Source organism: Alcaligenes aquatilis (genome assembly GCF_003076515.1).
Lineage (GTDB): Bacteria > Pseudomonadota > Gammaproteobacteria > Burkholderiales > Burkholderiaceae_B > Alcaligenes > Alcaligenes aquatilis.
The window spans coordinates 1,621,769-1,637,451 of the sequence record NZ_CP022390.1 but is presented as its reverse complement, the minus strand read 5'-3'; the positions used below and the strand labels follow the sequence as shown (position 1 = coordinate 1,637,451).

Sequence of the window (15,683 nt, the reverse complement as noted above, 5' to 3'; positions counted from 1 at the left end):
GGGTTTTGCCTTTTTGGAATGCTCATGAATGCTCCCGGTCATGCCGATCTAGCGCGGCGCCCTTTACCTGAAGGTTTTGTAGAAGCCTTGCAGGCTCAGTTCCAAGAGCGGTGCTCGCTTTCTCACGCTGTGCGTGAACACCATGGACGGGATGAATCGCCGTATCCACCCATGCTGCCTGATGTGGTTGTTTTTGCTCGCAGCACAGAAGAAGTCGCCTGGGTGGCGCGGCATTGCCATGAGCACCATGTGCCCCTGATTCCTTACGGGGCTGGTTCCTCGCTGGAAGGGCATTTTCTGGCGATTCAAGGTGGCGTCAGTCTGGACTTGTCCGGCATGGACGAGATCGTGGCGATCAATGCCGAGGACTTCACCGCGACAGTGCAGGCTGGCGTGACACGCATGGCCCTGAATGAGCATATCCGTGACACAGGTTTGTTCTTCCCCATCGATCCCGGTGCGGATGCCAGCCTGGGTGGGATGGCTGCAACCCGCGCTTCAGGTACCAATGCCGTACGCTACGGCACCATGCGTGAAAACGTCCTGACTCTGAAGGTCGTGACGGCAGACGGCCGCATTATCGATACGGCTAATCGCGCCAAGAAATCCTCGGCCGGTTACGACCTGACTCGCTTGTTCATTGGTAGCGAAGGCACGCTGGGCATCATTACCGAAGTGACGGTCCGCCTGTACCCGCAGCCCGAAGCCATTTCCGCCGCCATCTGTAATTTCCCCGATCTGCGCTCTGCCGTGCAAAGCGTGATCGAGGTCATTCAAATGGGTATCCCAATTGCGCGTGTCGAGTTCATGGATGCCGCAGCAGTGCGTGCCACCAATGCCTACAGCAAGCTAACGCTGAAAGAGTCGCCCCTGCTGCTGTTTGAATTTCACGGCAGCCCCAGCGGTGTGCAGGAGCAGGCTCAGGTGGTTCAGGAAATTACCCGCGAGAACGGCGGCATGGACTTTGAATGGGCCGATAAGGCCGAGGACCGTTCGCGTTTGTGGACGGCTCGACACAATGCCTACTTTGCCGGTTTGCAACTGCGCCCTGGCTGCCGCTCCAGCACCACAGACGTTTGTGTGCCTATTTCCGCCCTGGCAGAATGTGTGGCGCAAACCGCGGCCGATATGGATCAGGCTCCGTTCCCGTACACCATCGTGGGCCACGTGGGCGATGGCAACTTCCACGTCCTGATGCTGCTCGATGCCGACAGCCAGGAAGAGTGGGACGAGTCCGAGCGCCTGAATCATCGTCTGGTAGAGCGTGCCATTGCCATGCAAGGTACATGTACCGGCGAGCACGGTGTGGGCTTGCACAAGATGGAGTTCATGCTGGCCGAGCACGGTCAGGATGCCCTGGATGTGATGAGCAGCATCAAGCATGCGCTGGATCCTCATAACATCATGAACCCTGGCAAGATGTTGCCTGCGCGTCCTCTGGGCTGATCGCGCTTGAGTCACACTTGAGTCGCCCTGAAAGCCCGGACCTTGTGTCTGGGCTTTTGTGTCTTGGGCAGTACCGTTTTCCAGAAACCCCAGGCACTGGCAGCGTCGGCCTGTACATGCGTCAGGGCAGGCGTACAATGCCTTTTTTAGTTAGTCAGGTGTGCGCCGGACCATCGGTCTGCCTGCTGCGACACCTCTCATCATCACTGCAATGACTATTTCCACCAAAAAAGGTCGCGTCGTTATCGGAATGTCCGGCGGCGTGGACTCCTCTGTCTCGGCCTGGTTGCTTAAAGAGCAAGGCTATGAAGTCGTGGGCCTGTTCATGAAGAACTGGGAAGACGACGACGATTCCGAATTCTGCTCCTCGCGCCAGGATTGGCTGGATGCGGCCAGCGTGGCCGATCTGGTCGGGGTCGAGATTGAGGCGGTCAACTTCGCAGCAGAATATAAAGACCGCGTATTTGCGGAGTTCTTGCGGGAATACTCGGCGGGCCGTACTCCGAATCCCGATGTTCTGTGTAATGCGGAAATCAAATTCAAGGCCTTTCTGGACCACGCCATGACCTTGGGCGCTGATTGGATTGCGACCGGCCATTACGCTCGCGTGCGTGGTGTGCCCATGACCGGGGGCGGTACAGACTACCAGTTGCTCAAAGGTCTGGATGCTTCTAAGGATCAAAGTTATTTTTTGCACCGCCTGAATCAGGCGCAGTTGTCGCGCACCTTGTTTCCTTTGGGCGAGATCAACAAGCAGGAAGTGCGCCGTATTGCCGAAGAACTGAAGCTGCCCAATGCAGCTAAAAAAGACTCGACCGGCATTTGTTTTATTGGCGAGCGTCCTTTCCGCGAATTTTTGAATCGCTATCTGCCTACTCAACCCGGTCCGATCAAGACACCGGAAGGGCAGGTGCTGGGTCAGCACGTGGGCCTGGCTTTCCACACCTATGGTCAGCGCAAGGGTTTGGGCATTGGTGGCGTCAAGGGCAAGCAGCGCGAAGACGGTACCGCCGACGCCTGGTATGCCGCCCGTAAAGACTTGGCTACAAACACCTTGTATGTTGTGCAAGGGCACGATCACCCCTGGCTGTTGCAGTCCGAATTGAAGGCTGAGCAGACTAGCTGGGTAGCAGGCCATCCGCCGGCGTTGGGCCCGATTCATGCCAAGACCCGCTATCGCCAGGCTGATGCCGCCTGCACGGTGCTGGCGGCTGAAGGTGATAGCCTGTCTCTGCATTTTGATCAGCCTCAGTGGGCTGTAACCCCCGGTCAGTCCGTGGTCTTGTACGACGGTGACCGCTGCCTGGGCGGCGGCATTATTCAATAAGAGGCGGGCATGGATCCCATTCTTGTCATCAGTTTGCTGGTGCTGGGTGCCGGTATAGGGTTGGCCGCGGGTCTGTTGGGGATTGGCGGGGGCATGATTCTGGTGCCATTCCTGACCTTCCTGCTGCCCTTGTTTGGCGTGCCGCAAGAGTTGGCCGTGCACGCCTCCATTGCCACGGCCATGGCTACGATTCTGTTTACTTCCTTGTCCAGCGTGCGGGCGCACCATAAACATGGTGCTATCCGTTGGGACGTGGTCAAGGTGATGGTGCCCGGTTTGATCGTGGGCGGGCTGCTGTCGGGCGGCGCGATTTTTGCCATGATCAACAGCACGGCGCTGGCGATTGTGTTCGGTGTGTTCGTCTTGTATTCGGCTTCAAAAATGGCGCGCAAGTCGACCCCGGTGCAAGGCCGCTCCTTGCCTGCCCCATTTTGGATCGCTGCCATGGGCGCCTTGATCGGTTTCGTCTCCGGTCTGTTGGGTGCGGGCGGGGCCTTCTTGTCCGTCCCTTTCATGCTGCGTGGCAATGTGCCTGTGCGACAGGCCGTCGCCACTTCGGCTGCACTGGGCTTTTTCATCGCGCTGGCCAATAGCGTGGGCTATATCTGGTCCGGTCAGGCCACTTTCGGCAGCCATCCTGGCATGATTGGCTTTATCTACTGGCCTGCCTTGTTGATTGTTTCGGCCACCAGTATTTGTACCGCGCCCTTGGGCGCCAGCCTGGCCCACAAAATTGACCAGGTGACGCTTAAGCGTATTTTTGCCAGCATGCTGACTGTGCTGGCGATCTATATGATTACGCAGGCCATTACACAGGCTTAAGTCAGGCAAGAAAAAGGCAGACCCACGGGTCTGCCTTTTTGCTTTTAGAGCGTTTCAATACGCTTCCCATACTGAGTTGCCGCAGGTTTGTCCAAACATCAAGCACTATGCCGGGCCTTTTTTCAGACATAAAAAAACCCATTCAAAAGAATGGGCCCTGGCTTGCTAGCGCAACGCTCACTGCGTAGGCGGTAAGGTGCTGGCAAACGAGGGACGCGCTTGGAGTTTTTCATCCAGGCGTTGCAGATTGCCGTACTGCGAGCGCCAGTCCAGCTCAGGAAAGCGCAGGTCCAGATAACCCAGTGCGCAGCCTACGGCAATGTCGGCCAGGCTAAAGCTGGTGCCCATGCAAAAGGACTGGTCACCCAGGGTGTTGTTCATCGATTGCAGGGCAGCGGTGATTTTGCTGTTCTGGCGGTCAATCCAGGCGGGCAGACGTAGCTCTTGGGGGCGGCGATTTTCCACCACGATGGCAACGCAGGCGTCAAGCAAGCCATCGGCAATGGCTTCCCAGCATTTGACTGCAGCGCGATCACGTCCGGCTTGGGGGATCAGGCGGCCGACGGGCGAGAGGGTATCCAGATATTCGACGATCACGCGGGAATCAAACAAGCTTGCCTGATCATCCATAATCAGACAGGGAACTTTGCCCAGTGGATTGTGTTTCAGAATATCGCTGTCATCGGCCCACACATCCTCCAGAATCAGCTCGTAATCGAGCTTTTTTTCCGCCATGACAACACGCACTTTGCGCGCGTATGGGCTGGTGAGGGAAGCTATAAGTTTCATAAAAAGCTATCAAAAGTTGCAGGCTCAAAAAGTATAGCAGGAACCTATGGGCGAACGCCCCGCAGGCCGGGCCTGACCCTGTCGCTGGAAACAATGTTGGAAAACTGTGGTTTATTCGTCAAAGCCTGGGACTGCCGTCGCTTTCTACCCCCATGCTGAACACCTGACATACGGGTGTCGGCCCGCAATGTTAGAATGCGGGCTGACTTTATTCCCCCTTCTTTTCTGTAGAACGATGCACATAGCCGATACCCTGAGCACTCTGAATGCCTTGTCGCCATTGGACGGGCGTTATGGCAGCCGTACCGCCCCCTTGCGTGGCCTGTTGTCCGAAGCCGCATTCATGTGGCATCGCGTGGAGGTCGAAGTGGCCTGGCTGATCGGCCTGTCCGACGCGGGTCTGCCTGAACTGCCTACTTTCTCTGCCGAAGCCCGCCAGGTACTCAAGAGCCTGGTGCAGAACTTCTCGGAAGACGATGCTGCCCGCATCAAAGCCATTGAGCGCACCACTAACCACGACGTGAAAGCCGTGGAATACTGGTTGAAGGAAAAAGTGGCCGACCACGCCGAACTGTCCGCCGCGGCCGAGTTCATTCATTTTTCCTGCACGTCTGAAGACATCAACAACACCTCGCACGCCCTGATGTTGACGCGTGCCCGTGAGCAGGTGATCCTGCCCCAGCTGCAAGAAGTGTGCGATGCCATCAAGGCTCAGGCCCGTCTGCATGCCGATCAGCCTTTGCTCTCGCGCACCCACGGCCAGCCTGCCAGCCCCAGCACCATGGGCAAAGAGTTCGCCAACGTGGCCGCGCGTTTGCAAAACGCCATTGCTGCCATTGCCGCTGTTCAGCCTCTGGCTAAATTGAATGGCGCGACTGGTAACTACAACGCGCACTTCTCGGCATACCCCGAAATTGACTGGCCTGCGTTCAGCAAGAAAGTGCTGGGTGGTTTGGGTCTGACGCAAAACGTCTACACCATTCAGATCGAGCCGCACGATTGGATGGCTGCCCTGTTTGACGCGATTGCCCGTGCCAACACCATCCTGCTGGACTTCAACCGTGACGTTTGGGGCTACATTTCCCTGGGCTACTTCAAGCAGCGCTTGAAAGAAGGTGAGATCGGTTCGTCCACCATGCCGCACAAAGTCAACCCGATTGACTTTGAAAACTCGGAAGGCAATCTGGGGCTGGCCAACGCCATGCTGCGTCACCTGTCCGAGAAGCTCCCTATCTCCCGTTGGCAGCGTGACCTGACGGATTCGACCGTGCTGCGTAATCTGGGCGTGGCCCTGGGCTACAGCGTGGTGGCCTACGACGCCTGCCTGCGTGGTATCGGCAAACTGGAACTGAATGCTGCCGCTGTGGATGCGGACATTGATGCTTGCTGGGAAATCCTGGCCGAACCAGTTCAAACCGTGATGCGTCGCTACGGTTTGCCTCAGCCTTACGAACAACTCAAAGCTCTGACACGTGGCCGTGGTATTACCGAGGAAGCGTTGCGCGAGTTTATTGGTGGCCTGGAGCTGCCCGCAGACGCTAAAAACTATTTGCTTGAGCTAACTCCACGCAGCTATCTGGGCGTCGCGGTACAGTTGGCTCAGGCAATCTAAATCCAAACGGCTGTGTTCTTGCACAAGGGCACAGCCGATCGGGTTTCTTGAGCCAGTGCTTTATGAAGTGTTTTATGTTTCATCACACAGGAGTTCCCATGAAAAAACTTGCGTTTTTGACTGCCGCTGCCGCTTTGTGCGCCGCGTTTGTCACGCCAGCTACAGCCCAATTCGCCAAGCCTGAGCAAGCGGTGGACTACCGTCAAGCCAGCATGGCCTTGATCGGTTCGCATTTTGGTCGTATGGCTCCCGTCGCTAAAAAGGAAGCTCCTTATGACGCGGCTGCGATCGCCAAGAACGTGGAAGTGCTGACTGTTTTGGCTGCTTTGCCTTGGAGCGCGTTTGGTGCCGGTACTGAAGGCGGCGAGACCAAAGCAGAAGCCTGGAGCGATGCCCAGGGTTTCAAGCAAGCTACCGATGATTTCACCGCTGCGATCGACAAGCTGAAAGTGGCTTCCGATTCAGGCGATTTTGATGCCTTCCGTGTGGCTTTTGGTAATGTGGGCAAGTCCTGTAAGACTTGTCACGACGCTTACCGCAAAGAAAAATAAGCAGCCGTTTTGCTTATAAAAAAAAAGCCCTCGAGAGAGGGCTTTTTCTTTTAGGTTTGTACCTGTGTTTGAAGGGGGCTGTTTGCCTGTGGGCAAGATAGTCAAGAATCATGATGGGATCTCAGTGTTGATAGCCCGTTTCACCGTGGGTGCGGATATCCAGACCTTCGCGTTCATGGTCAGCATCGACACGTAAACCACCGCAGACGACTTTGGCAATCTTGAAGGCAATCCAGGCGGCCACACCGGACCAGACCAGAGTCAGCAAGACGCCTTCGAGCTGAATCCACAACTGCATCCAGATACTGTTGCCAGCAGCGGTGCCGGGACCACCTAGAACAGGTGCGTTGAACAGACCCGTGAGCAACGCGCCCACAATTCCGCCCAAACCGTGAATGCCAAACACGTCCAATGTATCGTCGGCACGCAGCCAGCGCTTCAGAACATTAACGCCCCACAAGCAAGCCAGGGAAGTAATCAAGCCAATGGCCAGTGCACCGGAGGGAGCCACAAAACCGGCTGCTGGGGTAATGCCGACCAAACCTGCAATGGCACCCGAGCAGGCACCCAGCAAGGAAGGATGACCTTTGCTGATCCATTCGCCCAATGTCCAGGCCACAACGCCAATGGCAGCGGCCAACATGGTGTTGAAGAAGGCGAGCGTGGCATTTTCATTGGCAGACAAAGCCGAGCCAGCGTTGAAACCGAACCAGCCTACCCACAGCAGAGCCGCACCAATAAAGGTCAAGGGTAGGTTATGAGGTGGCATGGCTTCACGACGGTAGTTCAAACGTGGGCCAATCATCCAGGCACCGACCAGACCCGCAATACCAGCATTGATGTGTACGACCGTTCCTCCCGCAAAGTCCAGCGCGCCACGGGTGTTGAGCAAACCGCCGTTCTGTCCATCGGCAAACCAGACCATATGGCAGATAGGCAGATAGGCCAGGGTGAACCAGATCACAGTAAAGACCAAAATGGCGGACAGACGGGTACGTTCTGCCAGACTGCCGACAACCAGGGCGCATGTCAGACCGGCAAACGTGGCCTGGAAAGACGCAAACAGCAGTTCAGGCAGGGTGCCTGACATGGAGAACTGTTGGTCAGCGGCAGTAAACATGCCATTGAACAAGACCTTGTCGAAACCACCAATCAAGGGATTGCCAGCGGTAAAAGCCAGCGAGTAGCCATAGATAAACCACAGCACCACCCCCAAACTGAACACCAGCAAGGTTTGGGACAACATGGACAAGGCATTTTTTTGACGCACCATCCCTGAGTAAAACAGGGCCAGGCCCGGCGCGGCCATCATTAGTACCAGAAGCGTGGAGACCAGCATCCACGAGAGATCAGCGTTGTTCATGATGGAGTCTCCGATTACAGGGCTTGCTCATCGCATTCGCCGGTGCGGATGCGGATGACGTGGTCCAGCGGCTGGACAAAGATCTTGCCGTCACCAATACGACCGGTGCGGGCGCTGCTTTGAATGGCTTCCAGAACGCTTTGCAACTGCTCGTCGGGAATAGCCAGTTCAATGCGGATCTTGGGCAGGAAGTCGACTGCATATTCTGCACCGCGGTACAGCTCAGTGTGGCCTTTCTGGCGACCAAATCCTTTGACCTCGGTCAGTGTCATCCCCTGTATGCCCAGATCGGAAAGGGCCTCGCGTATCTCGTCAACCTTGAAGGGTTTGACGATGGCGGTAATTAATTTCATAGGTGTTCCTGAAGTAAACACAGGCAAGCTGGCCTTGCGGATGCAATGGAACACCGAGGGGGGTAGGAGACGGTTGAGAGGGGGCCGACCGGGATGGGTAATCCTGGTGGATGGCTTGAGTGCAACCGGCAGCGCCGGTTTGAGCGACTCTCCGGCTGTCAGCAGGATGTGCGACAGCGCGAACGCAAGTGGTAGGCAAGCGGACCTGTGTTGTAGGTTGAAGAGCAACACAATTCCGGCAAGGCGAGTAAGCTAGCTAGGCACGTGACCCCGGTCTTGCCTAGTCGGTGGGCAGCGAGATAACAGCAGCGCTCTGTGACGCCTGTCTCCGCTCATCTCACCACCGCAGGAACAACGACTATGGAAAAATAATATATGTTGCAACGCAACAAGTGCGCATTGTGTGCATTTTTTTTTAAAATAGTCTTAACTTTGCAACATTTTCCTGCTGCCAAAGCATGATTCAAATGTGGGGCAAGGCGCTGGCAGGGCAGCGACATTTTCTGCGCTGCCCTGGATTGCGCCTACATGGCAGGGGTGCAGGATGTTTGAGTGGGCGAGGTCTGTCAGTTCCTGGCTTTGCTAGGCGGCTCATTGCCCGGGATTTTCTTCGGATCGGGTTCGGGGTTCGGCGTTTTGCCCGGAGGTGTGGTGTCGGGGGCCTTGGTCGGATCAATGGCAATCAGCATGACAATCTCCTGATGTGATGATCTGTTAGCCTAGCGGGTTTTTGTAGTGGGCGAAGTAAACAACTATGACCAGAAGATGGCTGCGCAAAATTGGGGTAGCGATGTGCTGGATCGATGTGTCCAGACGCAAAAAAGCCCGCTGTGGCAGCGGGCTAATTTACGGTGTTGCGGCATGGTGTACCGCAAGCAGCAGGATATCTGGTGGGTCGTGACAGACTCGAACTGTCGACCAATGGATTAAGAGTCCAGTGCTCTACCAACTGAGCTAACGACCCCCGTTTCCTGCGAAGAAAATGATTATAGAACGGAAATTATGTAGCGCAAGGACGGGTTACATAATTTTACGTTTATCAGAAAGCGGGATCAGGTCGAGTGAAGGTATCGCACATGTTCAGTTGCCCAGTTTGATAGCCTTGCATGAACCAGGCCATGCGTTGTTGCGCGCTGCCATGGGTAAAAGAGTCTGGAACCACATAGCCTTGAGACTGCTTTTGCAAGGTGTCATCACCTACCGCTTGAGCCGCGTCTAGCGCAGAGCGGATATCGCCCGGTTCCAGAATCTGGCGTTGTGCATCGGCGTGATTGGCCCAGATGCCGGCGTAGCAGTCTGCCTGCAGTTCCAAACGCACGGACGCCTGACGGGCTTGCGAGGCCGAGCCGCTGCGACGGGCTTCATCCACACGGCGCATCATGCCCAATTGGTTCTGAACGTGGTGGCCCACTTCATGCGCAATCACGTAGGCAGGGGCAAAGTTTCCCTTGACGCCCATCTTTTGCTCCATCTCGGTGAAAAAGCCCAGGTCTATATAGAGCTTTTGATCGGCCGGGCAGTAAAACGGGCCCATGGCCGATTGGCCTGCGCCACAAGCCGTGGGAGTCGCGCCGCGATACAGAACCAGTACGGGATCGCGGTAGCTGCCATTGGTTTGCTTGGCAAAAATATCGCGCCAGACATCCTCGGTTTCACCCAGGATTTTGGCGATGGTTTGGCCCTGTGTATCCGAGGCGGCAATCGGTTGAGATTGCGGGGCGCTGGTGGGGCCACCGGCCAGGTTCAGCACCACATTGGGGTCGACCCCAAAGTACAGGGCTACCAAGGCCAGCACGATTGTCCCCAAACCGATCTTGCCGCCGCTCAGGCGTGGCCCATTGGCACGGCGGTCCTCGACATTACGGCTGGAGCGAGATTTATCCAGACGCATCACGCTCTCCTTGAATTTAAAAACGTCAATGTACTCTGATTTGCGGGCCAAAGCAGGGGCATTTTCGATTCTTGTCATCTTCTAAAGGGAGGGGGGCTTTAATTACCCCATCATGACAAGTCTTTGAATTACTTGGGGTAATGCGACTTGTCCAAAGGCTATCCCCGCGCTTGCCCACTGAAAATGTGGATAAGTGGATAAGTAAGTCACCCGGACGCTGCGGTATGCTACTTTTCTCAGGGCGTAGCCTACTGGAGAGCGAGTATGTTGGGAGGAACCTTGTTGGCCTTGCGCGACCATGCGCGCGTGCGTGCCATCGGATCGGTCATTGCTCGATACGGAATCGGGGATGTGATGCATCGTCTGGGTCTGTCGGAGCTGCTGCCCGGTAACAAAACCCCGGTGGCGACAGAAATGCCCGAACGCTCGGCGCCTGAACGTTTGCGACGTGCCCTGGAGGAGCTGGGGCCTACCTTTATCAAACTCGGTCAGATTCTGGCCACACGCAATGACCTGCTGCCTCTGGAGTGGACCCAGGAACTGGAAAAGCTGCAAGGTCATGCCGCGCCGGTGCCTTGGGAGACTATTCGACCCGAATTGGAACTGGCTTTAGGGCAAACCGTAGACCAAGCCTTTGCGCGTTTTGATATCCAGGTGCTGGCCTCGGCTTCTATGGCGCAGGTGTATCGTGCCTGTTTGCGGGACGGTACTGAAGTGGTGGTGAAGGTGCAGCGCCCCGGTCTTGAGTCTTTGATCCAGGCTGATCTGCGTTTGCTGAAACAGATTGCCCGCTTGGTGCAGCAGCAGGGTTTGTTGCCTGAGTATCGCCCCTACGATATTGTGCGCGCCTTGGCCGAAGCCATTGCCGATGAGCTGGACTTTACGCGCGAAGCAGCCAATACCGTGGCTGTGCGCGAGAATATGCAGCCCTTTAAAGACATTGTGGTGCCGCGCGTTTATATGGAGTGGACCAGTGCCACCGTCATGGTGCAGGAGTTTGTGCCCGGAGTCTCACCAATTCAAGAGGCGCAGTTGCAAGCCATTGAAGTGGATCGCCCCTTGCTGGCGCGCCGGGGAGCCTTGGCGTTCTTGCATATGGTTCTGGAGGATGGGCTATTTCATGCCGACCCGCACCCCGGCAATATGATGGCGTTGCCGGGCAATCAGGTCGCCTTTATTGATTTCGGTCTGGTCGGTCATTTGACGGAACGTCGTCGTCAGCAATTGCTGGTTCTATTGCGCGCAATTGTGGACGGGCAGGCCGATGGGGTGGCTACCACCTTGCTGGATTGGTCGGGTGCGGAAGATTTTGATTGGAGCCGGCTGGAAGAAAGTGCCCAGCGCTATGTTGCCCGACAAAGTAGTGGGCTTTTGTCCATTTCGGTTGCTTTGCTGGATTTTATGGCGCTGGCGCGTGAGAACCATTTGATTTTGCCGCCGGATCTGGCTTTGCTGTTCAAGGCTTTTATCACCGCGGATGGCGTATTGAAACGTCTGGACCCGCAATTTGATGTGGTTGAGGTTGCACAACCGGTCATTCTGGCTTTGATGCGTAAGCAGTATTCCCCTCGTCGTGTTTATGCAGACTTGCAACGCAGCTTGCTGGAGTCCCGTCAATTGGCGATGGATGCGCCTCAATTGCTGCGTTTGCTGATGCATCGCGTCCGGCAAGGCAAGATCTCTGCCCGTATTCAAGTCGAGGGTATGCCGCGTCTGGCCTCATCGCTGGAAAAGGCGGCTACCCGTTTGGCCATTGCGATTGTGACGGCGGCCTTTGTATTGATTTTGGGGCCGGTGCTGGTTACACGCGGCCCCGCTTGGCTGGGCCTGACTATCTTTAGCTGGGCCGGTTTATTGGCCGCCGTTCTGGGGCTGGTTCTGGTCTTGTGGGGATTTTGGCGACGGCGCTGAAAGTATCGTGAGGCCGTCGCTCTTTGTGCAGAGAGTGTTCAAGCGGCTAGTCACCATCCAGTTTAAAAGACGGCTAGTAAAAATGCGGCTCAGCCCAAACAATCCCCGCATTATCCCCAGGTTTATTCACAGCTTCTGGGGATAAGTCAGGCTTACATAAAGTCGTCCATGCCGCCGCCTACCGGTGCCAGGCCGGTGATCCAGTACACGCCCCAGGCAATCAGTACGGCAATGAGCAGAGCGAGTAAACGGGTTTTCCAGTTGTCTTTGCTGGCAGGTAGCGCAGGTTCACTGGGTACGGGCATGCTGCCCTTGACCATGACGCTGGTTAATTTCTGACCACCCAGGACGCGATACAGGAAAATAGCCAGGATATGCAAGCCGATAATGGCCAGCATGATCCATTCGTTGGCTTTGTGCAGACCCGTCAGGGTTTTGGACCAATCGCTGCTGAGATAGGCCAGAGGGCCTGAGGTAAAGATATCGTCGTTGGCAAACAAACCAGAGATGGCCTGAAAACCAAACACAATCAGCATGACCCAGACCGACCAGGCGCCGACAGGATTGTGGCCTGGGTAGACGGCAGGTTTATCACGCAAATAACGCAGGCTGCGTATCGGATTGGGGAAGAAGTGGCTAAAGCGCGAGTAGTAGCCACCGATCAAACCCCAGACCAGACGAAAGGCCAACAGTCCCAAGGCCAGCAGACCAAAGCGTACGTGCCAGTCCATCCATAGCCCGCCAACTTTGATTGTCACAAAACAGCCCACAATGCTAATGACAAACAGCCAGTGGAACAAACGGGTGGGTAAATCCCAGACGAGTAAAGGGCGGGTTGTGGAGGTTTGCATAGGGAAAATCCGGAGAGACGTAAACACCTGATTATAGTCAGTGTTCCGTTTGAGTCCGCTGCTCCTTGCAGGTTCCCCTTACTGCATAAGTGGACGGCGCTTGCGTAAACTGATTTTGCGCCCATCGTATCGGTATTCGTCGATCATGGCCGGATTGTCCTGGCTGGGTGTTTCCATAATCAGGGTTCGGCCGTGATGCCGGACCCGGATTTTGGCGCTGCATGAGCCAAAGGCTGGCGAGACGGTATAGCCCTGGGACGATACGGTGACCCAATGGTAATTGATCGAGCAAGCACCCAGGCCCTTGTCGACTGAAATCAGGGCGGTTTGATTGTTGGCTTGCTTGAAAGCGTAGGGGATATTGATCATCCCTTTTAGCTCTGGCTCTATGGTCTTTGCGTCCAGTTGCAGCCGCGCTTCGTAGACATAATCGCTTTGACTTACCTGCAGTGTGCCGTAGGGGCTGTCCAGACTGAGCTGTGAGGGCGGTTGAGGCCAGGCCTGGCTTGCCGCGCCGTGGGCGACAAACGGTTGCAGGGCTAAAGCAAGCCCAATGACAACGTAGCGGATAAAGACCTTAAGGGCGGGCATGATCAATCAGGGCTGAGGACGATCAGGACTCAGTGAAAAACACAAAGTGCCATAGATCGTCTGTATTTGTAAGTTTCATAACATTTTATGTATTTTCTTGTTGCGTAGAATACCGGATAGCAGAATTTTTCGCTATAAGGATAAGAACATAAGGTGATTATTTCACTCCTGTGTCGTGGGCAAAGAGCGGTAATTAGCCCTGAAAAGCATCATGTCCCAGACTGAAAGAAACCGGCTGAATTGGGCTATCATTGCCAAGTCGCCCCGGATGGGGCCAAGCCGCATTTCTTCGCCGCAGCAGAGACTCATTATGCAATCCACCCCAGATGCCGCACTGGCGTCAGAATCGGGCTCCGCGCTTGCTGCCCAGCAGGCCAAACCCGGTGTTTTACTGGACTATGTCAGCTCCAGCCGTTTGCCCACGCCTTGGGCTGTCTTTCAAATTCATGTGTTTGTAGAGCGCAGCAATCAAAAAGAACACGTCCTATTGACCCTGGGGGACGTGGCCGATGGCCATCCCGTCCTAGCCCGTGTGCACTCCGAGTGTTTGACAGGCGATGCCTTATTTAGCCTGCGCTGTGATTGCGGCCCTCAACTGCAACTGGCGCTGGAACGTATTGCGACGGCTGGCCGTGGCGCCCTGATGTATTTGCGCCAGGAAGGGCGAGGCATTGGTCTGGTGAACAAGATTCGTGCATACAAGCTGCAAGATCAGGGAGCCGACACCGTAGAGGCCAACGAGAAGCTCGGTTTTCCGGCCGATATGCGTCGCTACGATATTTGCAAGGATATGCTCGAGCACGTTGGTATCCAGAAACTACGTCTGATGACCAATAACCCGCGCAAGGTAAAAACCTTGCAGGACATCGGTATTGATGTGGTGGAACGTGTACCGCATCAAATTGAAGGTAATCCCTTTAACGAGGCCTACCTCAATACCAAGCGTTTGCGTTTGGGGCATTGGCTGGAGACAGACGAATAAGCGCGGGGCCAGCCTGACGCCCTGTGAGCGCCTGTACGGGTTCAAGGATCATTGGGCTAAGACTGGACTTGTACGCTTAGGATAAAGGGCCATGCATAGGCCCTTTTTTGTCGCCGGGCCGTCCCAAGACAAAAAGCCCCCCCTTGGGGGGCAGCAAGCCGAAGGCGTAGCGAGGGGGCCCTTTCCGTCGTCGGGCCGCCCCAAAACAAAAAGCTCCCCCTTGGGGGGCAGCAAGCCGAAGGCGTAGCGAGGGGGCCTTTTCCGTCGCCGGGCAGGAACAAGAAGCCGGATGCGACAAAAAACAAAGCCAGACTGGACCGAGGTCGCAGTCTGGCAGGAGCGTAGCGTGCTCAGCCCTGGGAGTTGAAACAACATCAGATTCTGAGCGAGGCCGCGTGACGGCGCGAGTGTTGCGGCCTGATTGACTCGGACCGCGTCTGTTTTAGGCGGTGCTCTTTTCCAGCAAGGCGCTGACACTGGCTTTGGCATTTTCTACAATCTGGTTGCGCAGCTCAGGTGCTTTGCCCAGGCCTTCAGCGTACACAATACGTAGGTCTGTTATGCCCATGAAACCGAACATCACGCGCAGATAGCTTTCCTGGTGCTCCATGGCCTGGCCTTGCTCCGATTCGGAGTAGATGCCACCACGGCTCAGAACCAGATATACCGTTTTGTCGCCGGCCAGACCTTCTGGTCCATTGCTGGTGTAACGGAAGGTGCGACCAGCTTGAGCCAGACGGTCCATCCAGGCTTTGAGCTGGCTAGGGATGGTGAAGTTGTAGAAGGGGGCGCCAATCACAATGACGTCCGAGGCCAGAAACTGGTTCAGGTATTGTTCGGTGATCGCATTCTCGGCGCGTTGACGTTCGGTCAGGGTGGCAGGGTCCAGGCCCAGGCGCATGCCCAGGGAGTCAGCCGAGAAGTGAGGGGGCGGGTTCAGGGCCAGATCGATATGCTCCACTTGGACTTGATCGTTTTGCTGGCGCAGTTGATCAACCACAAATTGTGAAAGTTCGCGGGAGACGGAGTTGGCGCCGGTGATGCTGGAGTCTACGTGTAGCAGTTTCATGATGTCTGTTGTCCAAAGCGATGAAGGAATGGTGTCATTATGTTTGATGCTCATACCTTTGATAAGCCGGCTTTTCTGAGAAAGATTATTCTAATTTTGTTTGTAATTCTGGAAAGCATCCCTGT

The 15,683-nt window shown here is 55.7% G+C and carries 15 protein-coding genes and 1 tRNA gene; 7 read left to right on the top strand and 9 right to left on the bottom strand.

Annotated elements, in window-relative coordinates; genetic code table 11:
• Positions 1 to 24: 24 nt before the first annotated feature.
• From CA948_RS07545 to CA948_RS07535, 3 genes are all read left to right on the top strand, one after another.
• Positions 25 to 1,446, top strand: a complete 1,422-nt coding sequence (locus tag CA948_RS07545) for an FAD-binding oxidoreductase (protein WP_108727708.1) — start codon at positions 25 to 27, stop codon at positions 1,444 to 1,446.
• Positions 1,447 to 1,657: 211 nt separating this feature from the next.
• Positions 1,658 to 2,773: a tRNA 2-thiouridine(34) synthase MnmA gene (gene mnmA, locus CA948_RS07540; protein ID WP_108727707.1), complete on the top strand. Its 1,116-nt coding sequence runs from the start codon at positions 1,658 to 1,660 to the stop codon at positions 2,771 to 2,773.
• Between the two features lie 9 nt (positions 2,774 to 2,782).
• The gene (locus CA948_RS07535; protein WP_108727706.1) at positions 2,783 to 3,595 is read left to right on the top strand and encodes a sulfite exporter TauE/SafE family protein; all 813 of its coding nucleotides are present in this window, start codon (positions 2,783 to 2,785) and stop codon (positions 3,593 to 3,595) included.
• A gap of 177 nt (positions 3,596 to 3,772) precedes the next feature.
• Here CA948_RS07535 and CA948_RS07530 read toward each other — a convergent pair whose 3' ends face one another.
• Entirely contained in the window at positions 3,773 to 4,384 is a 612-nt protein-coding gene (locus CA948_RS07530; protein WP_094197216.1) for a glutathione S-transferase family protein, read from the bottom strand.
• A gap of 235 nt (positions 4,385 to 4,619) precedes the next feature.
• Between CA948_RS07530 and purB the strand changes: the two genes are divergently transcribed.
• A complete protein-coding gene (gene purB, locus CA948_RS07525; protein WP_108727705.1) occupies positions 4,620 to 5,996 on the top strand; it encodes an adenylosuccinate lyase in 1,377 nt (458 codons plus the stop codon).
• Positions 5,997 to 6,094: 98 nt separating this feature from the next.
• Positions 6,095 to 6,547, top strand: coding sequence for a c-type cytochrome (locus tag CA948_RS07520; RefSeq protein WP_108727704.1), 453 nt, complete (start codon positions 6,095 to 6,097; stop codon positions 6,545 to 6,547).
• A 121-nt stretch (positions 6,548 to 6,668) separates the two neighbouring features.
• On the opposite strand, the gene CA948_RS07515 is transcribed toward CA948_RS07520, so the two are convergent.
• From CA948_RS07515 to ypfJ, 5 genes are all read right to left on the bottom strand, one after another.
• Entirely contained in the window at positions 6,669 to 7,910 is a 1,242-nt protein-coding gene (locus CA948_RS07515) for an ammonium transporter (protein ID WP_094197213.1), read from the bottom strand.
• 14 nt (positions 7,911 to 7,924) lie between these two features.
• Positions 7,925 to 8,263 carry a P-II family nitrogen regulator gene (gene glnK / locus CA948_RS07510; RefSeq protein ID WP_009456229.1) on the bottom strand — a complete coding sequence of 113 codons (339 nt, stop codon included), beginning with the start codon at positions 8,261 to 8,263 and terminating at the stop codon, positions 7,925 to 7,927.
• A gap of 566 nt (positions 8,264 to 8,829) precedes the next feature.
• Positions 8,830 to 8,952 (bottom strand): hypothetical protein, encoded by a 123-nt coding sequence (locus CA948_RS17850; RefSeq protein ID WP_257502692.1) that lies wholly within the window; start codon positions 8,950 to 8,952, stop codon positions 8,830 to 8,832.
• Positions 8,953 to 9,151: 199 nt separating this feature from the next.
• Positions 9,152 to 9,227 (bottom strand) — tRNA-Lys (locus CA948_RS07505).
• A 75-nt stretch (positions 9,228 to 9,302) separates the two neighbouring features.
• Positions 9,303 to 10,154 carry a KPN_02809 family neutral zinc metallopeptidase gene (ypfJ, locus tag CA948_RS07500; protein WP_108727703.1) on the bottom strand — a complete coding sequence of 284 codons (852 nt, stop codon included), beginning with the start codon at positions 10,152 to 10,154 and terminating at the stop codon, positions 9,303 to 9,305.
• Between the two features lie 264 nt (positions 10,155 to 10,418).
• Between ypfJ and CA948_RS07495 the strand changes: the two genes are divergently transcribed.
• A complete protein-coding gene (locus CA948_RS07495; protein ID WP_094197211.1) occupies positions 10,419 to 12,065 on the top strand; it encodes an ABC1 kinase family protein in 1,647 nt (548 codons plus the stop codon).
• Positions 12,066 to 12,217: 152 nt separating this feature from the next.
• On the opposite strand, the gene CA948_RS07490 is transcribed toward CA948_RS07495, so the two are convergent.
• Entirely contained in the window at positions 12,218 to 12,916 is a 699-nt protein-coding gene (locus tag CA948_RS07490) for a cytochrome b/b6 domain-containing protein (RefSeq protein ID WP_108727702.1), read from the bottom strand.
• Between the two features lie 78 nt (positions 12,917 to 12,994).
• A complete protein-coding gene (locus tag CA948_RS07485) occupies positions 12,995 to 13,507 on the bottom strand; it encodes a hypothetical protein (RefSeq protein ID WP_094197209.1) in 513 nt (170 codons plus the stop codon).
• Positions 13,508 to 13,817: 310 nt separating this feature from the next.
• On the opposite strand from CA948_RS07485, the gene ribA reads away from it, so the two are divergent.
• Complete coding sequence (gene ribA / locus CA948_RS07480) at positions 13,818 to 14,489, top strand: GTP cyclohydrolase II (protein WP_094197208.1); 672 nt, start codon at positions 13,818 to 13,820, stop codon at positions 14,487 to 14,489.
• Positions 14,490 to 14,931: 442 nt separating this feature from the next.
• Here ribA and CA948_RS07475 read toward each other — a convergent pair whose 3' ends face one another.
• The gene (locus CA948_RS07475; protein WP_094197207.1) at positions 14,932 to 15,558 is read right to left on the bottom strand and encodes an FMN-dependent NADH-azoreductase; all 627 of its coding nucleotides are present in this window, start codon (positions 15,556 to 15,558) and stop codon (positions 14,932 to 14,934) included.
• Positions 15,559 to 15,683 lie beyond the last annotated feature (125 nt).